Source organism: Nocardiopsis dassonvillei (assembly GCF_964273065.1).
Classification (GTDB): Bacteria; Actinomycetota; Actinomycetes; order Streptosporangiales; family Streptosporangiaceae; genus Nocardiopsis; species Nocardiopsis dassonvillei_B.
Genome location: NZ_OZ186815.1, coordinates 6,303,939 through 6,329,085 on the forward strand (window position 1 = coordinate 6,303,939; position 25,147 = coordinate 6,329,085).

17 protein-coding genes are annotated in these 25,147 nt (G+C 74.0%); 13 read left to right on the plus strand and 4 right to left on the minus strand.

Translation table 11 applies throughout. The features are described 5' to 3' along the window. The first annotated feature begins 177 nt into the window (after positions 1–177). From ACSUPR_RS27985 to ACSUPR_RS28030, 10 genes are all read left to right on the plus strand, one after another. Positions 178–1,029 (plus strand): thioesterase II family protein, encoded by an 852-nt coding sequence (locus ACSUPR_RS27985; protein WP_436887909.1) that lies wholly within the window; start codon positions 178–180, stop codon positions 1,027–1,029. Beyond that, positions 1,029–2,075, plus strand: a complete 1,047-nt coding sequence (locus ACSUPR_RS27990; RefSeq protein ID WP_436887911.1) for a TauD/TfdA family dioxygenase — start codon at positions 1,029–1,031, stop codon at positions 2,073–2,075. The genes ACSUPR_RS27985 and ACSUPR_RS27990 overlap by 1 nt, the downstream gene beginning before the upstream one ends. Next, complete coding sequence (locus ACSUPR_RS27995) at positions 2,072–3,910, plus strand: non-ribosomal peptide synthetase (protein ID WP_436887913.1); 1,839 nt, start codon at positions 2,072–2,074, stop codon at positions 3,908–3,910. The genes ACSUPR_RS27990 and ACSUPR_RS27995 overlap by 4 nt, the downstream gene beginning before the upstream one ends. Positions 3,911–3,983: 73 nt before the next feature. Next, complete coding sequence (locus ACSUPR_RS28000; RefSeq protein WP_436887916.1) at positions 3,984–12,797, plus strand: amino acid adenylation domain-containing protein; 8,814 nt, start codon at positions 3,984–3,986, stop codon at positions 12,795–12,797. Beyond that, positions 12,778–12,978 (plus strand): MbtH family protein, encoded by a 201-nt coding sequence (locus ACSUPR_RS28005; RefSeq protein ID WP_436887918.1) that lies wholly within the window; start codon positions 12,778–12,780, stop codon positions 12,976–12,978. Before ACSUPR_RS28000 ends, ACSUPR_RS28005 begins: the two co-directional genes overlap by 20 nt. Beyond that, positions 12,971–14,299, plus strand: a complete 1,329-nt coding sequence (locus ACSUPR_RS28010; RefSeq protein ID WP_436887919.1) for an MFS transporter — start codon at positions 12,971–12,973, stop codon at positions 14,297–14,299. Before ACSUPR_RS28005 ends, ACSUPR_RS28010 begins: the two co-directional genes overlap by 8 nt. A gap of 86 nt (positions 14,300–14,385) precedes the next feature. Continuing rightward, the gene (locus ACSUPR_RS28015) at positions 14,386–14,874 is read left to right on the plus strand and encodes an SET domain-containing protein-lysine N-methyltransferase (RefSeq protein ID WP_436887921.1); all 489 of its coding nucleotides are present in this window, start codon (positions 14,386–14,388) and stop codon (positions 14,872–14,874) included. Between the two features lie 192 nt (positions 14,875–15,066). Beyond that, the gene (locus ACSUPR_RS28020; protein ID WP_436887923.1) at positions 15,067–15,444 is read left to right on the plus strand and encodes a nuclear transport factor 2 family protein; all 378 of its coding nucleotides are present in this window, start codon (positions 15,067–15,069) and stop codon (positions 15,442–15,444) included. A 614-nt stretch (positions 15,445–16,058) separates the two neighbouring features. Beyond that, positions 16,059–17,492 (plus strand): FAD-binding oxidoreductase, encoded by a 1,434-nt coding sequence (locus tag ACSUPR_RS28025; protein ID WP_436887925.1) that lies wholly within the window; start codon positions 16,059–16,061, stop codon positions 17,490–17,492. Positions 17,493–17,603: 111 nt separating this feature from the next. Continuing rightward, entirely contained in the window at positions 17,604–18,821 is a 1,218-nt protein-coding gene (locus tag ACSUPR_RS28030; protein WP_436887926.1) for a MalY/PatB family protein, read from the plus strand. A 62-nt stretch (positions 18,822–18,883) separates the two neighbouring features. Here ACSUPR_RS28030 and ACSUPR_RS28035 read toward each other — a convergent pair whose 3' ends face one another. The 3 genes from ACSUPR_RS28035 to ACSUPR_RS28045 form a co-directional block, all read right to left on the minus strand. After that, on the minus strand, positions 18,884–19,138 hold the full coding sequence (locus tag ACSUPR_RS28035; RefSeq protein WP_436887927.1) for a glutaredoxin family protein: 255 nt from the start codon (positions 19,136–19,138) through the stop codon (positions 18,884–18,886). Positions 19,139–19,261: 123 nt separating this feature from the next. Then, the gene (locus ACSUPR_RS28040) at positions 19,262–20,473 is read right to left on the minus strand and encodes a GTP-binding protein (protein ID WP_436887929.1); all 1,212 of its coding nucleotides are present in this window, start codon (positions 20,471–20,473) and stop codon (positions 19,262–19,264) included. 3 nt (positions 20,474–20,476) lie between these two features. Beyond that, positions 20,477–21,217 (minus strand): class I SAM-dependent methyltransferase, encoded by a 741-nt coding sequence (locus tag ACSUPR_RS28045; protein WP_436887931.1) that lies wholly within the window; start codon positions 21,215–21,217, stop codon positions 20,477–20,479. Between the two features lie 326 nt (positions 21,218–21,543). Between ACSUPR_RS28045 and ACSUPR_RS28050 the strand changes: the two genes are divergently transcribed. The 3 genes from ACSUPR_RS28050 to ACSUPR_RS28060 are packed head-to-tail and all read left to right on the plus strand — an operon-like array spanning position 21,544 to position 23,376. After that, the gene (locus tag ACSUPR_RS28050; protein ID WP_436887933.1) at positions 21,544–21,936 is read left to right on the plus strand and encodes a Fur family transcriptional regulator; all 393 of its coding nucleotides are present in this window, start codon (positions 21,544–21,546) and stop codon (positions 21,934–21,936) included. 13 nt (positions 21,937–21,949) lie between these two features. Beyond that, entirely contained in the window at positions 21,950–22,699 is a 750-nt protein-coding gene (locus tag ACSUPR_RS28055) for a 2,3-dihydro-2,3-dihydroxybenzoate dehydrogenase (RefSeq protein WP_436887934.1), read from the plus strand. A 38-nt stretch (positions 22,700–22,737) separates the two neighbouring features. Then, positions 22,738–23,376 (plus strand): isochorismatase family protein, encoded by a 639-nt coding sequence (locus ACSUPR_RS28060; RefSeq protein WP_436887936.1) that lies wholly within the window; start codon positions 22,738–22,740, stop codon positions 23,374–23,376. 51 nt (positions 23,377–23,427) lie between these two features. Here ACSUPR_RS28060 and ACSUPR_RS28065 read toward each other — a convergent pair whose 3' ends face one another. Beyond that, positions 23,428–25,035 (minus strand): (2,3-dihydroxybenzoyl)adenylate synthase, encoded by a 1,608-nt coding sequence (locus ACSUPR_RS28065; RefSeq protein ID WP_436887937.1) that lies wholly within the window; start codon positions 25,033–25,035, stop codon positions 23,428–23,430. Positions 25,036–25,147: the final 112 nt, after the last annotated feature.

The following is a 25,147-nucleotide window of genomic DNA, read 5'->3' on the forward strand; positions in this document are numbered from 1 at the left end:
TGCCGCCCTCGTGCCGTAGTGGAATGCCTCGTCCGGGCCCCGCCCGGCCGTAGGTTCTGGACACGCGGCGCAAGACCGTGCCAGAGGGCTGACCGCCCCGCTCCGTACCCCCATGAGGACGGCGCCCGCCCCGAGCCGAGAGGCGCTCGGGACGGGGCCGACGCGCAGGAGGAGATCATGCCCCGGAGGAACCCGGCCACAGGGCGGGACCCCCGTCCCGTCGACGCGGACGCGGTCCTGTGGAACCTGAGGGAGGCGCCGGCCCCGAACGGTCCGTGCCTGGTCCTGCTGCCGCACGCCGGAGGCAGCGCGCACTACTACACCCCCTGGGCGGACCGCCTTCCCGCGGAGGCCGGGCTCCGGATCGCCCAGTACCCCGGCCGGGGGAACAGGTTCGCGGAGGGCGTGCCCGCATCGATGGCCGAACTGAGCGATCCCGTCGCGGCGGTCCTGCTCGAACACCCCGGAGACGTCGTCCTGTTCGGCCACAGCATGGGCTCCCTGGTCGCCTACGAGGTGGCCCGTCGACTGACCGCCCGCGGCCGCCCGCCGTCGGCGCTGATCGTGTCGGCGTGCAGGGCGCCCTTCCTGGCCAACCCCAGCCCCGTACATCCGGCCGCGCTCACGGACGCGGACCTCGTGGAGGCGCTCCGCCGACGCGGCGGGACCGATCCCGCCATCCTCGGCGAACCCGAACTGCACCCGGTCATCCTCCCTCCCGTCCGGGCCGACTTCGCCATCGACGACGAGTACCGGTGCCCCGATCCGGCACCCACCCTGGACTGCCCGGTGGTCGTCGTGGGAGGGGAGGCCGACCCCGTCGTCCCCGTCGCCGCGCTTCGCGCCTGGGAGGACGTGACCGGAGGCCGGACCCGTGTCCGGACCGTACCCGGCGGCCACTTCTACTTCGACGAGGCCGCCTCCTCGATGGCCTCTCTGCTGGACACCGTCCGTGCCACCGTTCACGGCGTGGCACGGAACCCCGACCCGGAAACCGCCCGGGCTCCCATGGGAAAGGGATGGACCTGATGACGTTCGACGACACGAACCCCGCCGGGGTGCGAACGAGGGTGACGCGCTCGCCCGGCGCGCCCCCCGTCCTGACCGCGTCCGGGGTGGCCACCCTGGACGAGGCGGTGCGGTGGCTGGACGCCGAACGCGAAGGTGTCCTCGACGAACTCGGCCGTTCCGGCTGCCTCGTCATCCGGGGGCTGCCGGTCACCGGCACCGGGGACTTCGCCCGGGTGCGCGACGTACTTCTGCCCGCCCCCGCCGCGTACAAGGAGAAGGCGACACCGAGGACCGACTACGGCCACGGCCTGTTCTCCTCCACCGACCTGCCCGCGGTGCAGCCCATCGCCCTGCACAACGAGAACAGCTACACCCTGGACTTCCCCGGCACCCTGCTGTTCTGCTGTGCGAGGGTCCCCGCCACGGGCGGTGCGACGACCGTCGGCGACATGAGGACCGTGCTCGACCTGGTCCCGGCGGAGCTGCGCGCCAGGTTCGAGGAGCACGGCTGGCTCCTGGTCCGCAACTACTCCGCACTGGCCGGGCTGCCCTGGCAGACGAGTTTCGGAACCGACTCCCGGGAGGAGGTGGAGGCCTACTGCCGGCGGAACCTGATCGGCTGCACCTGGCTGGAGGACGGGTCGCTGCGCACCGTCCAGCGGCGGTCCGCCGTCGTCACGCACCCCCGCACCGGTGAGCGGGTGTGGTTCAACCACGTCGCCTTCTGGAACCGCTGGTCCCTCGACGAGGACGTCCGCGACGTCCTGCTCGACACCTACGGGGAGGACGGACTGCCCTTCGACACCAGGCTCGGCGACGGCACACCGCTCACCCGCGAGGAGGTCGGCGCACTCAACGACGCCTACCGCGCCGCCACCCTGCGGGAGCCCTACCGGCAGGGCGACCTGCTGCTCGTGGACAACATCCTCAACGCCCACGGCCGGGAGGCCTACACGGGAGAGCGCAGCGTTCTCGTGGCCATGGGGGACCCCGTCGCGCTCGACGAGTGCGAGCCCACCGTCGACCCCGCGCCCGGGCACACCGCACCGCTGGGGGCGGCGTGACGACGGCCGCCGGACACGGAGCGGACACCCCGGACCTGCTCGACCGCCTCGCCCGCCAGCCCGGCCACCGGGACGCCGTCGTCCACGCGGGGACGACGCTCACCTTCGACCGCCTCAGGGACGAGGCGGCCCTCATCGCCCGGTGGCTGGGGACGCGGTCGGTCGGCCGCGGCGGTGTGGTCGCACTCCACCTGCCCCGCGGCACCGAACTGGTCCCGGCGATCCTGGGAACACTGACCGCCGGCGCGGCCTACCTCCCGGTCGACCCGGAACTGCCGGCCGGCCGGCGCCGGACGCTCCTGGACGAGGCCCGGGCGGACCTCGTACTGGTCGCCTGCCTCGCCGACGACCGGGAGGGCGACCACGGTCCGTGTGCACGGCAGTCCGTCGAGGGGCACCAGGCGTACGCCTGGTGCACGGCGGTGCCGCGTCCGGACCCCTCCGGAGGGCGCCTGCCGTACCGGCCCGCCCCCGCGGACCCGGCGGACCTCGCCTACGTCATCCACACGTCCGGTTCCACCGGACGCCCCAAGGGGGTCGAGATCACCCGCGGGGCGGTTTCCGCGCTCCTCGCGGAGTTGGAGGCCGTGGGGGTGGCCGACGCCGGCGCGGGCAGGGTCGGGTGGAACGCCTCCGCGTCCTTCGACGCCTCGGTGCAGCAGTGGATCAGGGTGTGTCGGGGCGACACCCTCGTCGTCCTGGACGAGGCGGTCCGCACCGACCCCGCGGCCATGGCAGCGGAAGCCGCGCGAAGCCGCCTCACCCACCTCGACATGACCCCCTCGCACGCGGACGTCCTCCTCGACCACCTGGAGGAGCACGTCCCCGCGGGGCGGCTCCCCGAGCCCCTGCACCTCCTCATCGGAGGAGAGCCGATCAGCCCCGCCCTGTGGAGGCGGATCACCGCTCTGGTCGAACGCGGAGCGATCCGGGCGACCAACCTCTACGGCCCCACCGAGTGCACCGTCGACGCGACCTCGTGTCGCATCGCCCCGGAGGCCCCCGCACCGCACATCGGCACGGTCCTCCCCGGGCTGCGCCTGCGCCTGCTGGACGCCGCCCTCGCCCCCGTCGAACCCGGAGTGCCCGGCGAGATCCACCTCTCCGGGGACCGCCTGGCCCGCGGCTACCGGCATGCGCCGGCCCGCACGGCCGAACGGTTCGTCCCCGACCCCCACGGGGCGCCGGGCTCGCGGATGTACCGCACCGGAGACCTCGCCCGCCTGCTGGAGGACGGCACCCTGGAATACCTCGGCCGGACGGACTCCCAGCTCAAGCTGCGCGGCCACCGGACGGAGCCGGGGGAGGTCGAGGCCGTGCTCGCGGACCACCCCGAGGTGGCCGAAGCCGTGGCCGTCCTCCGCGGGGAGGCGCCGAACGAACGGCTGGTCGCCTACTGCCGGGTTCCGTCCGGGGACACGGACGGCCTCGCCGAGCGCGTCGAGCGGTTCGCCCGTGACCTCCTCCCGCCGGCCATGCTCCCGTCCCGGCTCGTCATGCTCCGGGAGTTCCCCCGCACGGTGAACGGCAAGCTCGACCGCGCGGCCCTGCCCGAACCCGACGGACCGTCGCGGGCCGACGCCGCCGACGGGCTCTCCCCGGCCGAGGAGATGATCGCCGAGGTCTGGTCCGCGGTCCTGGGAGTGGACCGCGTCGAACCCACCGCCGACTTCTTCCGGCTCGGGGGGCACTCCCTCCTCGCGATCAAGCTGGTGGCCCGGGTCAAGGCCTCCTCCGGGGTCGCCATCCCGCTCACCGCGGTCTACGAGAACCCCCGTCTCAGGGACCTGGCCGCCGTCATCGACGCCGAGCTCTCCCGGAGCGCCGCCCGTTGAGACGGGCCGCCCCCGGCCCACCGACGTCCCACGCCCCGCCCGCCGGTCGCGTCGACCCACCGAAGGAGCAGCCTTGATCCCCCTCTCGTACGCCCAGGGGCGCCTGTGGTTCGCCAACCGCGTCGAAGGCACCGAGAGCGTCTACAACGTGCCGCTGGTGCTCCGGTTCGGCCGCGGTCTGCGCCCCGCGGAACTGCGGTCCGCCCTGGACGACGTGGTGGAGCGGCACGAGGTGTTGCGCACCGTCTTCGTGGAACACGGCGGCGAGCCCTTCCAGCGCGTGCTCACGGACCCGGGGGACTATCCGTCACTGGTCGTCGAGAGGTGCTCCGAGGACGAGGTGCGGCACCGGGTGGAGGCGTTCGCCCGACAGCCCTTCGACCTCTCGAAGGACGTTCCGCTCAGAGCCCGTCTCTTCGAGACCGGCACGGACCCGGCCGTGCTGGTGCTCCTGGCGCACCACATCGTCACCGACGGCTGGTCGGAGGCGGTCCTCCTGCGCGATCTGGCGTCGGCCTACCGGTCCAGGTGCGGGGGTGCCGCCCCCGGATGGGAGCCGCTGCCGGTGCAGTACGCGGACTTCACCCTGTGGCAGGAGGAGCTGCTCGGCCGCCCGGACGACCCCGGCAGCCTCCTGGCGGCCAGGACGGACTTCTGGAGGCGGACCCTGCGGGGCGCGCCCGAAGCGCTCGACCTCCCCTACGACCGGCCCCGCCCGGCCGTGCCCACGAACCGCGGATCACGTGTCCTGGTGGAACTCGACACCGATTTCCACGGCCGTCTGCTGGCATCGGCCGACAGGCACGACTGCACCGTGCTGATGGTGGTCCAGGCGGCGCTGGCGCTCACGCTCTCGGCGGCCGGCGCGGGCTCGGACCTGCCGATCGGCACCCCCGTGGCGGGCCGGGACGACCCCGCTCTGGAGGACCTGGTCGGCTTCTTCGTCAACATGGTGGTCCTGCGCACCGACACCTCGGGTTCGCCGACCTCCGCCGAGCTGCTGGGCCGGGTCCGGGAGACGGACCTGGACGCCTTCGCCCACCAGGACGCCCCCTTCGAGCGCATCGTCGACGCGGTCGCCCCCGAACGCGGCACCGCCCACCCGCTGTTCCAGGTGTCGGTCACGGCGCACACCACCACCGCGGCCGCGGCCCGTGCGGACTTCCACGGAGTGGAGTCCGTCGAGGTGTCGACCGTCGACCTCGACACCGCCAAGTTCGACCTGGCCGTCGCCCTGGAGGACGTGCGCGGAGCCGACGGCTCCCCGGAGGTGCTGCGCCTGTCCCTCGCGTACGCGCTGGACGTCTTCGACGAGGCCACGGCGCGCGCCCTGGCCGCCGTCCTGGAGCGCGCGCTGCGCCTGGTCGTGGACGACCCCGGAGCACGGCCGGAGCACGCGCTCGTGCTCACCGACGAGGAGAAGGCACGGCTCCTCGGGCGGCTGCCCGCACCCGCTCCCGCCGAGGTGCCGGCCTCCCCCCGCACCGAGCCGGAATCCGAGCACACCGCCTCCTTGAGCGCGCTCTTCGGCCACTTCCTGGGGAGGGAGGGCGTCGACCCCGACCAGGACTTCTTCCGCTCCGGAGGCGACTCGCTCACGGCCCTGCGGTTGATCACCCGGGTCCGTTCGCAGTACGGCGTCGAGCTGTCGGTCCGCGACTTCTTCGCCGACCCCACGGTGAGGGGACTGGGCGCGCTCCTCACCCGGGCCGGGGACCGGCCGGCGCAGCCGGCCCTCGCCCCCCGCCCCCGCGACGGGTCCATCCCGCTCTCCCACGCCCAGCGGCGGCTCTGGTTCATCGACCAGTCGGGCGGGGACACGGGCGTCTACAACGTGCCGCTGGTGCTGCGTTTCCGGGGCGGGGCGGACACGGCCGCGCTGGGGGCGGCCCTGGGGGACGTGGTGGAGCGGCACGAGGTGCTGCGGACGGTGTTCCCCGTGGTGGGCGGGGAGCCGTCGCAGCGGGTGCTGACCGGGGCGCAGGCTCTGGAACGGCTGCCGTGGACGGTCCGCCGAGTCGACGGGGACGGGGTCCCGTCCGCGGTCGACCGTTCGGTCGGGCATCTCTTCGACACGGAGACGGACCTTCCGGTGCTGGGTGAGGGGCTGGTGCTCCCCGGAGGCGACGTCGTGCTCGTCGTGGTGGTGCGCCACATCGCGACGGACGGCTGGTCCGAGGGGGTGCTGCTGCGGGACCTGGCAGCGGCCTACGAGGCCAGGTGCGCGGGCGCCGCCCCCGGCTGGGAGCCGCTGCCCGTGCAGTACGCGGACTACGCCCTCTGGCAGAGGGAACTGCTGGACGGCGCCGACGGGGGCGAGGGCGTCGCCCGGCGGCAGCTGGACTACTGGACGCGGCGGCTCGAGGGCATCCCGCAACCGCTCGAACTCCCCCTGGACCGGCCCAGGCCCGAGGAGCCCACCGGCGCAGGAGGGACCGTCCTGTTCCAGGTGGACGAGGACGTCCACCGGGCTCTGCTCACCCTCGCCGCCGATCACGGCTGCACCCTGTTCATGGTGCTCCAGGCGGCCGTGGCGGTCGTCCTGGACCGGTCGGGCGCCGGTCCGGACGTGCCGTTGGGAACAGCGGTGACGGGCCGCGGGGACCCCCTGTTGGACGACCTGGTCGGCTTCTTCGTCAACACGGTGGTCCTGCGCACCGACACCTCGGGGGCGCCTTCGTTCGGAGAACTGCTGGAGAGGGTGCGGCGGACGGACCTGGAGGCGTTCTCGCACCAGGACGTGCCGTTCGAACAGGTCGTGGAGGCGGTCGCCCCGGACCGGTCGGCGGCGCACCACCCGCTGTTCCAGGTGATGGTCGTACTCCAGGACCGCGCCGACGCCCTCCCGGGATTCGCGGGAGCGGACGTCGCACGGGAGCCCTTCGAGTGGCGGGCTGCGAAGTTCGACCTGACGTTCGCCTTCGCCGAGGCCGGGAACGGACTGGGGTGCGGCGCGGAGTTCGCGCTGGACGTGTTCGACCGGTCCACGGTGGAATCCCTGGTGGACCGCCTGTGCCGGGTCCTGGAGGCGGTGGCCTCCGATCCGGGGATCGGTATCGCCGACCTCCCCCTGTGGCCGGACCCCCCGGAGCCCGTGCAGGACACGCCCCCCGCGGCCGAGGACGCCCTCGCTGTTCCGGTCCACCGCGCCCTGGAGGGATGGGCCCGCCGCACCCCCGGGGCCACGGCACTGGTCTTCGGGGAGGAACGGGTCTCCTACGGGGAACTGGACCACCGCGCCGACCTGCTCGCCGCCCACCTGCGTGAGCGGGGCGCGGGCCCCGGGGACGTGGTCGGGATCCTGCTCGAACGCGGCGTGGAATTCGCCGTGGCCGTCGTGGCCGTACTGAAGACGGGCGCGGCCTACCTGGCCCTGGACCCCGCTCTGCCCGACATCCGCCTGACCGCGGTCGCCGTGACCGCGGCCTGCTCCCTTGCGGTCACCGACCGGGACGGAGCCGCCCGGTTCGGCGGGACCGCCGAGCCGGTACTGGTCGACCGGGAGGCGGAGCGCATCGCACGGGCCCGTCCGGCCGACCGGTCCGCCGACGTGCCCGCCTCCTCCACCGCCTGTGTGATGTTCACGTCCGGCTCCACCGGTGAGCCCAAGGGCGTGGCCGTCTCGCACCGCTCCCTGTCCTCGGCCCTGGTCGGCCAGGACTACGCCGGGTTCGGCGCATCCAGCGTGTGGCTGCAGTCCGCTCCGGTGTCCTGGGACGGGTTCGCCCTGGAGTTCTGGGGCGCACTGCTGCACGGCGGTACATGCGTCCTCCAACCGGGGCGGTCGCCCGAGCCCTCGGTGATGGCGGGACTCGCCGTCCGGCACGGGGTGACGACACTGTGGCTGTCGGCGGGCCTGTTCAACGTCATGCTCGACGACTATCCGGAGGCCTTCGACGCGGCACGCGACGTCCTGACCGGAGGGGAGGCCGCCTCGCCCGGCCACCTGCGCCGGTTCCGCGAACGGTTCCCCCGCGTCCGCCTCGTGCACGGGTACGGTCCGGTGGAGAGCATGGTCTTCGCCTCGGCCCACCGGGTCGAGAAGGTCGAAGGGCGGTCCGTGCCGATCGGCGCCCCCATCGCCCACCGGCGCTGTCACGTCCTGGACCGGTTCCTCCGACCCGTTCCCGAGGGGGTTCCGGGGGAGCTGTACGTGGCCGGTGCCGGCCTGGCCCACGGATACACGGCCCGGGCCGCGCTGACGGCGGAGCGGTTCGTCCCGGATCCGTTCTCCGGGCTCCCCGGCGGGAGGATGTACCGGACGGGCGACCGGGCGCGATGGGCCCCCGGAGGGGTGCTGGAGTTCCTCGGACGTGTCGACGACCAGGTGAAGGTGCGGGGTTTCCGCATCGAGCCCGGCGAGGTGGCCGCGGCCCTGGAGGGGATACCGGGCGTGTCCCGTGCGGCGGTCGTGGTCCGCACCGACCGCCCAAGGGACCGCCGCCTGGTGGCGTACGCGGTCCCCGAGCCGGGCGCGGAGCTCTCGGGCGCGGCGGTGCGCACCGAGGCCGCGGCGGTGCTGCCGGAGTACATGGTGCCGTCCGCGGTCGTGGTGATGGAATCCCTGCCGCTGTCCGCGAACGGCAAGCTCGACCGCAGCGCGCTGCCCGCTCCGGCCCCGGCAGCGGCCGCCTCCTCGCGCGGCCCCCGCGACGAGGTGGAGAGGATCCTGTGCGGGCTGTTCACCGACGTGCTCGGCCTGGACACCCCCGTCGGGATCGACGACTCCTTCTTCGACCTGGGCGGCCACTCGCTGCTGGTCATGCGGCTGATCGCGCAGGTGAGGGACGCACTGGGCGCAGAACTCCTGGTGCGCCAGGTGTTCAGGCACCCCACGGTCGCCCTCCTGCGCCCCCTGGTCTCCCGGGGCGCCGCCGGTGCGGGCTCACGGCGCCCGGAGCTGCGGCCGGCACCGCGTCCGGAGCGCGTCCCGCTCTCCTACGCACAGCGCCGCATGTGGTTCCTGAACCGCGCCGAGGGGACCGACTCGACCTACAACGTCCCCCTGGTGCTCACACTCCCCGAACCGCTGGACGCGCACGCGTTCACGGCGGCCCTGGCCGATGTGGCCGCACGGCACGAGATCCTGCGCACGGTCTACGCCGAGTCGGAGGGCGAGCCCCACCAGCGGGTGCTCCCGGTGGAGGAGGCGTCGATCCCCCTGGAGCCGGCCGACGGAGGCGCGCGGCACCCCGACACGGTGCGCGAACAGGTGCGCGCCTTCTGCTCCCTGCCGTTCGACCTGTCGGTCGACGGCCCGGTGCGGGCCCGCTCGTTCGAGTCGACCGACGGTCGCACGGTGGTCGCCGTCGTCGTGCACCACATCGCGTGCGACGGGGTGTCGATGTCCCCGCTGGCACGCGACCTCAGGCGGGCGTACCGGGCCCGCCGGGCGGGTCGGGCACCGGCGTGGGAGTCGTTGCCGGTCCAGTACACCGACTACGCGCTGTGGCAGCGCGAGGTGCTGGGTGACGCGGAGGACCCCGACTCGCTGCGCTCCGGGCAACTGGACTTCTGGCGCTCGACCCTGGCCGGCGCCCCCGAGGTCATAGCGCTGCCGACCGACTTCCCGCGGCCCGCGCGCCCGACCCGCCGGGGCGCGAGGAGGTCGCTGCGACTGACCCCCGGGGCCTCCGACAGGATCACCGCACTGGCCCGCGCGCACGCGGCGACCCCTTTCATGGTCGTGCACGCCGCCCTGGCCGCGATGCTGGCTCGTCTGGGCGCCGGACCGGACATCGTCCTGGGCACCCCGACCGCCGGGCGCCCCGACCCCGCTCTGGACGATGCGGTGGGGTTCTTCGTCAACACCCTGGTCCTGCGCACCGACGTCTCCGGGGACCCGTCGTTCGCCGACCTCCTGGAACGTGTCCGCGATGCGGACCTGGCCGCGTTCGACCACCAGGACGTGCCCTTCGAAGAGGTGGTCGAGGCCCTCAACCCGGCCCGGAGCACGGCCTACAACCCCCTCTTCCAGGTGATGTTCGCAGCCGAGCACGGCGGCCACGACCCCGACGGGTGGACGGCGGCCGCACCGGACGGAGAGGACGGGACGGCCGCCGAGGCCATGTTCGACCTCGGCTTCACCCTCCACGTGCCCGAGGAGGGGGCCGTCCGGCTATGGGTGGACTACACGACGGACCTCTTCGCCCACAGCACGGCCGACTCCCTTCTCCGCCGCCTCGCGGGCGTGCTGGACGCCGTGACGGCGGACCCCGGACTACCCGTGCACCTCCTCGACGTACGCACGGAGGCCGAACGCGCCAGGACCGCCGGAACCCCGGCCGGCACCGCCCCCCGGGCCCTGCCGCTGCTGGAGAGGTTCCGCGAACAGGTGGAACGGAGCCCCCTGGCACCCGCAGTGCTGACCGCCGGCGCCCCCTGGACCTACCGGGACCTGGCCGACCGGTCCGACCGCCTGGCCGCCCACCTGGCGGGGACCGGTGTCGGAGCGGGGGACCTCGTCGCGGTCCTCATGCACCGGTCCGAACACGCGATCGCCGCGATGCTCGCGGTCCTCAGGACGGGGGCCGCCTTCCTCCCGCTCGACCCGGGCACCCCCGCCGGCCGGGTGGAGAACGTGATGGCCGGGGCCGGTGCCCGAACCGTGCTCGTGGACCGGGCGACCCGCGGGCACGTCGGCGGTGCCGTCGAGGTGGAGGCGGACCGGGACACCGGGTGGGCCGACCCGGGTACGCTCCCCGCCGCTCTCACCGGACCGGGGGACCCGGAGGACCTGGCCTACGTCATCTACACCTCGGGTTCCACGGGCAGGCCCAAGGGGGTCGCGATCACCCACGCCAACGTGGCGTCCTTCCTCGCGGCCCTCGACGGATCGGACTACTGGGTGCCCGCCCCCCGCCGGTCCGCGTGGACCGCGAGCCCCGCCTTCGACGCCTCCATGGAGCAGTGGATGCCGATCGCCCGCGGGGACACCGTCGTCCCCGTCCACGACGATGTGCGCGACGACGCCCGGAGCATGGCCCGGACCCTGGCCGACCGGCGGATCACCTACTTCGGGGCGACCCCCTCCTACTGGGAGTCGGTCCGCGACGAGGTCCTGTCCGCGCTCGCCGGGCGCACCGACGCCGACGCCCCGGTTCTCCGGCTCTTCCTCGGCGGAGAGGCGGTGCCGGCGCGGATGTGGCGGGAGCTCGCCGACACCGACGCCCTGGCCGCGTTCAACGGCTACGGCCCCACGGAGACCACGGTCAACGCGACGGCCACCGCCGTCGCCGGCCGCGTACCGCACATCGGCACCCCGCTCCCCGGGATCGGTGTCCGCGTGCTCGACGAACGGCTGTCGCCCGTCCCCACCGGGGTGACCGGAGAACTCCACATCGTGGGCGGCACCGTGGCCCGGGGCTACCTGGGCCGACCGGACCTGACGGCGGAACGCTTCGTTCCGGACCCGTTCTCCACCACGGGCGGGCGCATGTACCGCACCGGTGACCTGGTGCGGTGGCGGGCCGACGGGGAGCTGGAATTCCTGGGCCGCAACGACGACCAGCTCAAGATCCGGGGGCTGCGCGTCGAACCCGGGGAGATCGAGACGGCCCTGGCCGCGCTCCCGGGGGTCCGCAGGGCCGCGGTCGTGCCACGGCACGGTCCGCACGGACCGGAGATCGCCGCCTACGTCACCGTGGAGGAGGAGCGGTCCGGGGCCCGCCCGCCCGTCGGGTGGCGCCCCCTCCTGGCGGCACAGCTGCCCGGCTACATGCTCCCCTCCACCCTGACGGTGCTCGACCGCATACCGGTCCTCGACAACGGCAAGACCGACCTCCGCGCGCTCCCCGAACCGGTCCGGGCGCTCCCCGGCGGCCACCGGCCGCACTCCCCGCGGGAACAGGTCCTGTGCGACCTCTTCGCCGAGGTCCTCGGCCTCGACGGACCGGTCGGGGTCGAGGACGACTTCTTCGCGCTGGGCGGGACCTCGCTCCTCGTGATGCGCCTGGCCGCACGGGCACGCGACACCCTCGGGCTCGAACTGCGGGTCAAGGACGTGTTCGCGGCCCCCACCGTCTCCGGGATCCTCGCCGCGGACGCCGGAGGCGGGGGCGGACGGGCCTTGGACGTCCTCCTGCCGCTCCGGGCGGGCGGGGACCGGCCCCCGCTCTTCTGCGTACACCCCGGGCTGGGCATGAGCTGGGGTTACGCGGGGCTCCTGCGCACCCTCGACCCCGGCCAGCCCCTCTACGGGCTTCAGACCGTCGCCCTGACCCGACCGGACCGGATGCCCGAAAGCATCGGGGCCGTCGTCGAGGACTACCTGGACAGGATGCGCGAGGTCCAGCCGCGCGGCCCCTACCGGCTGCTCGGCTGGTCGTTCGGCGGCAATCTCGCACACGAGATCTCCGTACGGTTCCGGTCCGCGGGCGAGCAGGTGGAGTTCCTCGGGCTCATGGACTCCTTCCCCTCCACACCCACCACGGCCCCCCGCACCACCGGTCACCGGCGGCTCCTGGGAGTGCTGCTCGACGGCATCGACCCCGGCGCCGCAGAGGAGGCGGACGGCCCGCCCTTCGACCGCGACGACGCCGTCCGCGCCCTGCGCGCGCGGTTCCCGGTCCTGCGGGGATTGGCCGAAGCGGAGACCGGCTCCCTCGTGGACGCGGCCCTCAACCACCACGAGCTCCTCCGGACCTTCCGCCCACGCCTCCTCGACGCGGACGTCACGTTCTTCACCGCCGCCCGCAACCCGGTTCAGGGCGGCCCCGCCGCCTGGAGCGAGTACGTCACCGGGACGGTCGAGGAACACCGCATCGACACCGATCACATGTCCATGACCGATCCGGAACCGCTCGACGCGATCGGCCGGATCATCGCACAGAAGCTGGACCCCGCCCCAGAAGAAAGGCAGGCACCCCGTGCAGAACCCCTTCGATGACGAGGAAGCCCTGTTCCACGCCGTGGTCAACGCCGAGGGGCAACACGCCCTGTGGCCCGTTTTCGCCGACGTACCGGCGGGCTGGGAGGTGGTTCTGCGTGAGAGGAGCCGCAGGGAATGCCTCGACCACATCGAACGGAACTGGACCGACATCCGACCGCTGAGCCTGCGCCGTGACTGACGAGGACGGCACCGCGTCCCCGCCGCGGCCCGGCCCCCGGGCCGGCGGCGCCCGCCCGGCCGGGGAGGCGCCGGCCCGGGGTCTGGGCACCCCCTTCCTCCGCTTCTGGTCGGGGAACATGTCCAGCAACCTGGCCGACGGGGCCCTGCTCGTCGCACTGCCGATGATCGCGGCCCTGATCACCGACGACCCGCTGGCGATCGCCGGGCTGACGGCGGTCCGATTCCTGCCCTGGCTGCTGTTCGGGCTCCTGGCGGGAGCCGTGGTGGACCGTGCGGACCGGGGCGCCCTGATGATCGCGGCCAACGTCGTGCGCGCCGGGGCGCTCATCGTCCTCGCCGTGCTCATCGCCACCGGGAACGCCACCATGGGCGTGCTGTACGCCGTGATGTTCCTGGTCATGAGCTGCGAGATCTTCTACGACATCTCCGCCCAGACGATGGTCCCGGGCCTGGTCCCGGCGGGCTCCCTGGACCGGGCCAACGCCAGGCTCGTCGGCGGCAGGACCGTCGCCGACGACTTCGCCGGGGCGCCGCTGGCAGGCCTGCTGTTCGTGGTGGCCGCGGCCCTGCCCGTCGCGGTCAACGCGGGAGCCTACCTGCTCGGGGCGTTCGTCCTCCTCGGGCTTCCCGTGGCGGCGCGCAGACCCGGTACCGACCGCCCCAGGGACGGAGTGCTGCGCCCGGTCCTGTCCGACACGGCGGTCGGGCTGCGTTTCGTCCACGCCGACCGACCGCTGCTCGCCGTGGCCGCGCTCAGCGCGATCACCACCATGGCGGTGATGGGGCAGGCGTCCGTGCTCGTTCTGGTCGTCCGCGACCACTTCGGAGTACCCGACTCCCTCTACGGCCTCTTCTTCTCGGGGGCCGCCGTGGGGGGCATCGCCGGTGTCGTCCTCATCGGAAGGGCGATCGGCCGGTTCGGCCGGTTCCCGGTGGCGGCCGGATCCCTGGTCCTCATGTCCCTGTCGTGCGTCGGCTTCGGACTGGCCCCGAACGCTCTCACCGCCTGCCTCGCATGGGCGTGCGTGGCCATGGCCGGGACCGTCTGCACCACGGTCACCATGGGCTGTGCCCAGTTGGTCGTACCCGTCGGCGTGCGCGGGCGCGTCATGGCGTACGTCCGTGTGCTCGGTTACGGTGCGGCCCCCGTGGGTGCGCTGGCGGCCGGCCTCCTCAGCAGGATCGACCTCCGCCTGCCCTCCGTCGTGGCCGGAGCGGTCATCCTGCTCGCCTGTTGCGTTCTCGCCCGCCCCCTTCGCACCGTCGTCACCCGCGCCGACGACGCCGAGGCGGAGGCCGTGTCCGCAGCCGACCCGTGAGTCCCCCACCGCCCCGGCCCGCATGCCGGACCGCCACGGCCTGTTCCGCGTTGACAGGTGAAGGAGAAGGAGAGGAAAGCGACAAGATGCAGGGATTTCTCATGGAGATGGGGTTGTCGGCCTCCGGTGAGAAGGGGTACGTGGCCGCACAGGCGATCGACCTCGGCGGGACGATCGCGTCCTGGGCCGCCACCGCGGTCACCTCGCCGCGCGACAGGTACACCGTCCAGGTCGCCCGGGAGCGCCACATCGACTCCGACGCTGTGCGCTACCTCAACCACTCCTGCGTACCGAACACCTTCGTGGACGCCGGCACGGGCGACGTGGTCGCCCTCCGGCCGCTCGTCGCCGGAGAACCCCTCGGTTTCTTCTACCCGTCCACGGAGTGGGAGATGTCCTCGCCCTTCGACTGCTCGTGCGGGCACGCCGGATGCCTCGGCCGCATCGACGGCGCGCACGGCCTCCCGGACGGCGTCCTGCGCAGGTACGCGCTCAACGACCACATCCGGGAGCTGCTCGCCGAACGCGACGAGGGAAAGAGGGCCGGATCGTCCCTCGCCCCGCGGGGGAGGTGAGGACCCTTCGCCGCCTCCCGGGACCTCCGCCCGACGGGAGGCCGGGACCCGGCGCGCCGCCGGAGGGCGGTGGCGGTCCGCCGGGCCCGGCGGACCGCCACGCGGCCGGCCGGGGCCGCGGACACGCCGTGAAACCCCGGGGAGACCGTGGAGAGCACGCTCCCCGTTACGAACCCCATGGAGTGCGAGACCATGACCGACCCCACCGACAGCCGTACCCGGGTCGATGACCTGCTGCACCGTTTCTACCGCCTCGTCGACACCGGTCGTGTGGAGACCCTCGCGCGGCTCTTCACCGAGGACGCGGTCTACCGCCGCCCCGGCTACGAAGCGCGGATCGGCCCCGAGGGGCTGCTGAGGTTCTACGGTCAGGAACGGGCCATCAGCCGGGGGGCGCACACCGTGCTGGACGTGGTCCAGTCCGAAGGCCATGCGGTCGCCCTCGGGACCTTCGAGGGCCTGCTCAAGACCGGGGACCCGATCAGCCTCCGCTACGCGGACCACTTCCGGTTGAGCCCGGACGGGCGTATCGCGGGCCGTGACACCTATTTCTTCACTCCGCTCGCCTGACCGCCCCATCGCACCGGCGGCACCACGAGCCGCGTGAGGGGGATGCCGCGCCCCGGCCGACCGCCAGAGGCCGGTACCGGGGAGCGGGCATCGAGGGCTCCTCCGCCGGCACCCCCTCTCGGAGGCCCGGCCCCGGACCGGCTCTCAACGCTTGCGAGGACACCGTGGAGGTCGGGCCCTCCATGCCGCAGGGACCCCCGGGCCCGCCTGCCGCACCGACCCGGCGGCCGGCCGGGGCGGAGACCTGTGCGGGGCGGGGGCGAAGCCGATGGGACGCCGGTGGGGCCGGACGGCCGGTTCCGGTCACCGGGTGACGCAACCGTCGCACAGAGTGTGGAGATCGCGACGCGTGGTCCCGGTGTTCGCCAGGGCGGCCCCACAGGCGGACAAAGGGGGTGTTGGCGTACGGATACGGCCGACCACTGCGGGGCAAGGGGAAACGGCCCGGCCGTACAGGTTCGGAACAGTTTCCGGCAACGAACCGCCAAAGCGTGCTGCTCGGCACCGCCCTCCCGTCCTACGCTGCCAGAAGGGGCCGCCCGCGGCGTCTCCGCTCCGGCGGCACCGTCACCCGTTCCGGGCCGGGTGGCCCCCTTTCTCCGAGGGAGACGGCCATGGCCCAGCTCAACGTGCAACCCGTGTCCGACACCGTGCTGTCGCGCCTGAGGTCGGGGTTCGCGGGACAGGTGTACTCCGCCACCGACGACGGCTACGAGGAGGCGCGCGCCCTCTTCAACTCCATGATCGACCTGCGGCCCGGCGTCATCGCCCAGTGCCTGGGCACCGACGACGTCCGCCGCTGCATCGAGTGCGCCCGGGAGGAGGGGCTGGAGATCGCCGTGCGCGGCGGCGGGCACAGCGTCGCGGGGATGAGCCTCACCCACGGCGGCCTGGTCATCGACCTGCGCCGGATGAACACGGTGACGGTGGACGCCGACGGCAGGCGGGTCGGCCTCGGCGGCGGCGCGGTGATGGGACAGATGGACGAGGCGACCGCCCGGCACGGCCTGGCCACCACCGGCGGCCGGGTCTCGACCACCGGCATCGGCGGCTTCGTGCTCGGAGGCGGATCAGGGTGGGTCGAGCGCAAGTTCGGCCTGGCCTGCGACAACCTGCTGGGCGTCGACCTGGTCACCGCCGAGGGCGACCTCGTGCACGCCTCCGCCGACGAGAACCCCGAGCTGTTCTGGGCCCTGCACGGCGGCGGCGGGAACTTCGGCGTCGCCACCCGCCTGGAGCTGCGGCTGTACCCGCTGCCGGAGTTCTCCCTGGGGCTGCTGCTCTTCCTGCCGGAGGCCGGACCCGAGGTGGTGCGCACCTGGCGCGACCTCATGGCGCAGGCCCCCGACGAGATCGGCGGCGGGCTGATCTACCTCGTCGCGCAGCCGGAGCCGTTCATCCCGGAGGAACTGGTCGGCAGGATGCTGTGCGGGACGGCGATCACCTGCGTGGGAGGCGAGGCGGTGCTGCGCGACCTGGCCGCGCCGCTGCTGCGCCTGCACCCGGCGGTGGAGATGGTCACCGACATGCCCTACGCCGAGGTGCAGAAGGCGCTCGACGACCCGCCCGGATACCGCAACTACTGGACGGTGGAGCACCTGGAGTCGCTCCCCGACTCCGCGGTCGACGCCTTCTGCGCCCGGGCCGACGGCATGGTCGTCCCCTCGCCCACGGCCCACGCCATCCTGCCGCTCGGCGGCGCCGTCGGACGGGCACGGACCGACTACCCGCTGCCCTGGCGCCACGCGCAGTGGGCCGTCCACCCGCTCGCGATGTGGGAGGACCCCGCGGACGACGAGCGCGCCGTCCAGTGGGTGAAGGACATCCGCCGGGACATGCGTCCGTGGTCCACGGGGGACGTCTACCTCAACTTCACCGGCGACGAGGGCGAGGCCCGGGTGGTCCGGGGCTTCGGCGAGGACAACTACGCCCGGCTCAGCGCGGTCAAGACCGAGTACGACCCGGACAACGTCTTCCACCGCAACCACAACATCCGCCCGGCCCGGGAGATGCCCGCCGCCGTGGCACCGCAGCCCCGCCGGGGCTGACCCGCGCGGACCCTCCCGGATCCGGCCGGGGGGTGTCGGAACGCCCGGCCGGAAGGCAGGATGATCCCATGGCCGCCACCGGGGCGGCCGTGCCGATCACGGAGGGCGAGCATGGGGCACGAGGCGGCGGACGCGCCGAACCCGCTGGAGCAGTTGACCGTCGAACAGCTGCGCCGGCGTACGAGCATGAAATGGCGTACCCATCCGGAGGACGTGCTGCCGCTGTGGGTGGCGGAGATGGACGTGCCGCTCGCCGAGCCGGTCGCCCGGGCCCTGAACCGCGCGGTGGAGCTCGGCGACACCGGCTACCCCGCCGGCGGCCGCGCCTACGCCGAGGCGCTGGCCGGGTTCGCCGAGCGCCGCTGGGGCTGGGGCGGGCTCGCCGTGGAGCACACCGCGCTGGTGCCCGACGTCATGCTCGGCATCGTGGAGGTCCTGCGCCTGGTCACCGAGCCCGGAGACACGGTGGTCGTCGACCCGCCCGTGTACCCGCCGTTCTACGCGTTCGTCACCCACGCCGGCCGCAGGATCGTGGAGGCGCCGCTCGGCGCCGGCGGGCGCCTGGACCCCGCCGCACTGGAGGAGGCGTTCGCCTCCGCACGGGAGCGGGGCGGCCGGGTGGTCCACCTCCTGTGCAACCCGCACAACCCGACCGGGGCGGTGCACACGGCCGAGGAGCTGGCAGCGGTGGCCGCCCTCGCCCGGGAGTACGGCGTGCGGGTGGTCTCCGACGAGATCCACGCCCCGCTGGTGCTCCCCGGCGCCGGGTTCACCCCCTATCTCAGCGTCGACGGCGCGGAGGACGCCTTCGCGGTCGCCTCCGCCTCCAAGGCGTGGAACCTCGCCGGACTCAAGGCCGGGCTCGTGCTCGCCGGCCCCGAGGCGGCGGACGACCTGGCGCGCATGCCCGAGGAGGTCGGCCACGGCCCCAGCCACCTGGGGGTGCTGGCCCACACCGCGGCCCTGGACGAGGGCGGGGCCTGGCTCGACGCCCTCCTCGGCGGGCTCGCCGCCAACCGCGACCTGCTGGGGCGGCTCCTCGCAGAGCACCTGCCCGGTGTCGGGTACACCCCGCCCGAGGGCACCTACCTGGCCTGGCTGGACTGCCGCGGGCTGGGCCTCGACGACTCCGGCGGCGCGGACGGCCCCGGCATCGTGACCGAGCTGGCCGGTCCGGCGCGTGTGTTCCTGGACCGGGCGCGGGTGGCGCTGAGCTCCGGGCACGTGTTCGGGTCGGGCGGCTCCGGGCACGTGCGGCTGAACTTCGCCACCTCCCAGGCGGTCCTCACCGAGGCGGTCCGGCGCCTGGGGAAGGCGGTCCCGCGCTGAGGGCGGGCCGGTCGGACCGGCGGCGCCGCCCCCGGCTCTTCGGGGACGGCGCCGCCTCCGGTTCAGATCACCGACAGCGCGCGGAGCTTCTCCTCGACCCGGGGGTTGCTCGGATCGACGTGGTGGGTCCCGTCCGGGTAGACGACGACCGGGATGTTCGTCCGGCCGGATATCTCCCGAGCCCGCTCCGCCGCCGCGGGGTCGTTCTCCAGGTCGACGTACTCGAAGGGCACCTCGAGCTCGGTGAGCTGCTGCTTCGTGCGCCGGCAGTCCCGGCACCAGTCGGCGCCGTAGACGCGGATGGTCTCCGTGTTCACTTCTTCTCGCTTTCGGCGTTCGGTCCGGCGGGCGGGGCGCCGCCGGGGCGGTGGGGGTGACACCGGTCCCGAACACCGTTGCGGGCCCTCCGATTCCGGCCGGGACCGGGGGAGCCGGTCCGGTCAGGCGCGGGAGTGGTGGGCGTGCAGGCCGTGGACCTCCCACTCCGGGAACGGGTCGGGCAGCGCCTCCCAGGGGGCCGCCGACTCGTCGTCGGTGAGCAGGCAGGCGTGCAGGGCCTCCTCCAGCTCCCGGCGGCGCAGGGCGGTGCCGATGAACACCAGCTCCTGGCGGGGCTCGACCGGTTCGGTGTCGACGAGGTCCTCGGGTGCGTACCCCAGGGCCGCGCCGTCGGCGGGGTTCCACACCCCCGCGGGCTCGAAGCGGGCGACCGGGCCGGCCTGGGACCACAGTCCCGTGGTGCGGGCGCGGGTCGCCAGCCAGAAGAAGCCCTTGGTGCGCAGGACGGTGCCGTACCTCCCGTCCTCGAAGCCCTCGGAGACCAGGTCCCACAGGCGGCCGGGGTGGAAGGGGCGGTCGGAGCGGAACACCAGGCTGGAGATCCCGTACTCCTCGGTCTCGGGGACGTGGTCGCCGTTGAGCTCGGCCACCCAGCCCGGGGCGCGGGAGGCGCGTTCGAGGTCGAACAGGTTCGCGCCGATCAGCTCGGCGGGGTCGACCTGCCCGTGGGAGACACGCAGGACGCGTGCGAGCGGGTTCAGGCGCCGCACGGCGGCCTCCACGCGGTCGGCCTCCTGGGCGGTGACCAGGTCGGCCTTGGTGACGAGGAGGACGTCGGCGAACTCGACCTGGTCGACGAGCAGGTCGCTGACGGTGCGCTCGTCGTCCTCGTAGGCGTCCAGACCGCGGTCGAGGAGGTCGTCGCCGCGGTCGAGTTCGACGAGGAAGTTCGCGGCGTCGACCACCGACACCATCGTGTCCAGCCTGGCCCCCTCCAGCAGCGGTCGGCCGTCGGGCCCGGGGACGGCGAAGGTCGCCGCGACGGGCATGGGCTCGGAGATGCCGCTGGACTCGATGAGCAGGTGGTCGAACCGGCCCTGCCCGGCCAGGCGGGCGACCTCCTCCAGCAGGTCGTCGCGCAGGGTGCAGCAGATGCAGCCGTTGGTCATCTCCACCAGGCGCTCGTCGGTCCGGGACAGGTGCCCCCCGCCCCGGACCAGGTCGGCGTCGATGTTGATCTCGCTCATGTCGTTGACGATGACCGCGACGCGCAGGCCGTCCAGGTTCTTCAGCAGGTGGTCGAGCAGGGTGGTCTTGCCCGCGCCGAGGAATCCGGACAGCACGGTCACGGGCAGGTCGGTCGGTGTGCCCACGGGTCAGTCCTCCCGCAGGATCTTGTACAGGCCGGCCTCGGCGGGGCCGTGGGGGGCGACGGCCAGGCCGTGGGGCGCGGTCTCGGCGCGCAGGGACCGCTCCGACACGGTCCACCAGTCGTAGCGGACGTCGTCGGAGGACAGGACGCGGTCGCCCTCGCGGGTCTCGTAGGTCATGTGCCAGGTGAGGCGCTCGGGCCCGGCGGGCTCGGCCCCGGCCCAGCCCACGTAGGTGCGCCCGCCCACGGGCACCTCGCTCATCCGGGACCGCTCCACCGCCTCGGGCCCGGTCGGCCAGGGCAGGTTGACCAGGACGAACGCGCCGGGGGCCAGGCGCGGGGCCAGGTCCTCCCAGAGGCGGTCGCGCTCGTGGGGGCTGAAGTGGCCGATGAGGTTGGCCATGACCACACCGCCGATGAGCTCGGGCAGGTCGGCGGCCAGCAGGTCGTCGCCGTCCACGGTGACGCGGGTGCGCAGATCCGGGTCGTCGGCGACGCGGGAGAGCAGTACGGCGACCAGGACGGGGGAGGGCTCCACGGCCAGGATCCGGGCCTGCGGCAGGGTTCGGGCGATGAGGCGGGTGCCCTGTCCGCCGCCCGCGCCCGCGTCCACGACGGGCCCGGAGTCCGCGGGCAGTCCACGCAGGGCCTCCGCGACGGTGGTGCCGTGGTGGTCCCACCAGCCGCGGATCATGATGTCCAGGTAGCGGCCGGAGAGCCGGTAGGGGTCGTCGTACTCGGTCACGGGATGCCTCTCCAGAGGTCGCGGAGGACGGGGCGGTCCCGCCGGTGCCGGGCGCCGGGGCCCGGCACCGACGGGGAGCCGTCTTGCCAAAATGAAAACGGTTATCATAATCTGGCATGGGTGGGCGGCCGCTGTCCACTCCTCGCATCCCAGTCCGGTCCGCAGGCCGCCCGCCCCCGCACACCCACCCGATCCGGCCCGTCGAGGAGCGGTGACCGGTCCGCCCTTCCCCCGAGGAGCGCATGTGAACAGCCCGCACCGTGACCCGAGCCCCGCCCGGGCGGCCGGACGGGCCCGGTACGCCGACCGGCCGGGAGCCCGGTGACATGGGTGCGGGAGCCAGGTACGACGGCGAGGTGCTGGCCGCGCTGCGGCGGGGCGACCGGTTCCGCAGCTGCCAGGAGGTCCACGCCCTGATCGCGGACTCCGGCGGCGGTCCGCGGCGCCCCCCCAGCCTGTCCACCGTGTACCGGACGCTGCACCGGCTGGCGCGGGAGGGCGAGGTCGACACCATCCACTCCGAGGACGGCGAGCGCCTCTACCGCCGGTGCGCGACCTCCTCCCACCACCATCTGCTCTGCCGCGTGTGCGGCCGCGCACAGGAGGTCCCGCACGCGCGGGAGCTGCGCGCGGTGCTCACCCGGGTCGAGCGGCTGACCGGTTTCGCCGGACTCGCCTACTCACTGGAATTCGCGGGGGTGTGCCCTGACTGCGCATGACCGATCGGCCCTCGTGACCGGTGCCGCCGGAGGCATCGGCGGCGCCGTGGTCCGCCGCCTCGCCGGGTCGGGCTACCGGGTCGCCGCCGCGGACGCGGACGGCCCCGCCGTCCACAGGCTCACCGCCGGGCTCTCCCGCTCCGGCCTCCCCGTCACCGGGCACCGGCTCGACGTCACCGACGAGGCCGCGGTCGACGCCCTCGTGGCCGCGGTGGAGGAGGACCAGGGTCCCCTGGACGCCCTGGTCAACGTCGCCGGGGTCCTGCGCTGGGGAGCCGTCACGGAGTTCTCCTCCGACGACTGGCGCGCGGTCTTCGACGTCAACGCCCTGGGCGTCTTCCAGGTCTGCCGGGCCGCGGCCCGCAGGATGGCCCCGCGCGGGGCCGGGGCCATCGTCACGGTCGGTTCGGACGCGGGGACGGTGCCCCGGGCGGGCATGTCCGCGTACGCGGCCTCCAAGGCCGCGGTCGCCCACTTCACCCGCTGTCTCGGACTGGAGATGGCCCCCCGCGGGGTCCGGTGCAACGTGGTGTCCCCCGGCGCGACCGACACCGGGATGAGCCGCGCCCGCTGGGGCGGTGCGGGGGGACCCCACCCCGCGGTGACCGGCGTGCCCGAGGAGTTCCGGGTGGGCATCCCCCTGGGCCGGCTGGCCCGCCCGGAGGACGTCGCCGACGCCGTCGCCTTCCTCTGCTCGCCCGAAGCCTCCCACATCACCATGCACGACCTGCGCGTGGACGGAGGAGCCGGACTCGGCTCCTGACGCCGCCCGCGACCGAAGACGAGAGGCCGGAGAAAGCCGTGTCCCTGCCCGCCATCCCCTCCTACCCCATGCCCACCGAGTCCGACCTGCCCGAACCCCGGATGGACTGGACGCTCGACCCCGACCGCTGCGTCCTGCTGGTCCACGACATGCAGCGGTACTTCCTCGGGGCGTTCGACGAGGGTGCCGAGCCGGTGCCCGAGCTGCTCTCCAACATCGCCCTGCTCCGCGAGGCCTGCGTGGAACGCGGCGTCCCCCGGATCTACACGGCCCAGCCCGGCGCGCAGAGGCCGGACGACCGGGGTCTGCTGCGGGACCTGTGGGGCGAGGGGCTGCGCGACGACCCGGCGCACACCGGCCTCGCGGTCCCGTTCGACGCGGAGCAGGGGGACCTGCACGTCACGAAGTGGCGGTACAGCGCCTTCGTGCGGACCGACCTGGAGGGCCTGCTCCGCCGGTCGGGCCGGGACCAGCTCGTCGTCTGCGGCGTGTACGCCCACATCGGTGTGCTGATGACCGCCTGCGACGCCTTCATGCGCGACATCCGGACGTTCGTCGCGGCCGACGCGGTCGCCGACTTCTCCGCCGCCGACCACGCGATGGCCCTGTCCTACGCGGCGCGCCGGTGCGCGGACGTGGTGACCGCCAAGCAGGTCCTCGCGGCCCTGGCCGCCTGAGCGGCGCCCGGGGCGGGCGGCCCGCGCCGCCCGCGCCGGCCGCCCCGGCCGTCATGCGCCCCCGTGCGCGCGCAGCCGCCTCTTGTCGACCTTGCCGACCCCGGTGAGGGGGAGCGACGCGACAGGGCGCACCTCGTCGGGGACCTTGAACGGGGCCGCCCCGCGCCCCAGCACCGCCGCACGGACCTCCTCCCGGGAGGGCACGGGGCCCTCCGCGACGAGGAACGCCACCGAGCGCTCCCCGAGGTGGGGGTCGGGCAGTCCCACGACCGCCGCGGCCCTGACCCCGGGCAGGGCGAGCAGGTACTCCTCCACCTCGACCGCGGCGATCTTCTCCCCGGCCCGGTTGACCTGGTCCTTGACCCGGCCCACCACCACCAGGTCCCCGGCGGGGGTCCGGGTGACGAGGTCCCCGGTGCGGTAGAAGCCGTCCGGTGTGAACCGCAGCGCGTCGAGCTCGCGCGCCCGGTAGTAGCCGCGCAGCGTGTAGGGGCCGCGGGTGAGCAGTTCCCCGGGGACGCCGTCGGGGACCGGGACGCCGTCCTCGTCCACGACGAGGACCTCGTCGGCGGGGGAGAGCGGCCTGCCCTGCGTGCCGCACACGACGTCGTCCGGGGCGTCCAGGGGCGTGTAGTTGTTCAGTCCCTCGGCCATGCCGAACACCTGCTGGAGCCGGCACCCCAGCTCCGGGCCGATCCGGCGGGCGGTGGTGTCGTCCAGGCGGGAGCCGCCGACCTGGAGCACCCGCAGCGAGGACAGGTCGGCCCGGGTCCGGCGGGCCTCGTCCAGCCAGGAGGGCACCAGGGCGGGCACGAGCGAGGTGAGGGTGACCCCCTCGCGTTCGATGAGTCCGAAGGCCGTGGTGGGGCTGGGGTCGGGGCACAGCACGACGGTGCCCCCCGCGCCCAGGACGCCCACGATGCCCGGCGAGACCATGGTGAAGTTGTGCGCCGCGGGCAGGACCGCCAGGTAGACCGTGCCGGAGTCCACCCCGCACACCCCGGCCGAGGCGCGCGCGTTGTAGCCGTAGTCGGCGTGGGAGCGGGGGATCAGCTTGGGGGTGCCCGTGGTCCCCCCGGACAGCAGGAGCAGGGCCAGGTCCTCGGGGTCGGCGGCCTCGTCCAGGGGGCCGGCCTGCGGTGCGGGCAGGGACTCCAGGGAACGGGCGGGGGGGTCGCCGGGGTCGCCCGCGACGAGGACGTGGCGGACCCCGGGCAGCCTCCCTGCCATCCGGACCGCCTCGGCGCGCGGATCGGAGCGGCCGTACCGGTCGGCGACCACGAGCGCGCACGCGTCGGCGGTCCGGGCCAGCGACTCCACCTCGGCGGGGCCCAGGGAGGGCAGGGCCAGGACGGGGACCGCCCCGATGCGCAGCAGGGCGAACAGGGTGAGGACGTACTCCTCGCGGTTGGGCAGCCGCACCAGGACGCGTTCGCCCGCGCGGACCGGCAGCCCGGCCAGGCCGCGGGCGAGCCGGTCCACCCGGGCGTCGAGTTCGGCGTAGGTGAGCCGTCCGGATCGTGAGACGAGGGCGGTGGCCCCGCCTCGCCGGAGGGCCTGCTCCCTCAGCAGCCGCGACAGTGTCCGGTCCTCGCGAAAGCCCTGTTCGCGGTAGGAGCGGATCTCCTCCTCGGAGGGGCGCGGCCAGTCCTGCGTCATGTGGTCTCCCTTGCTGGTGGGGGTTCGGAGTCGACTCGAGGCGACCGAAGGTGCTATACAGGGACATATCGACAATGAAAACGGTTTTCATTATTGTCGACCATGTCGAGAA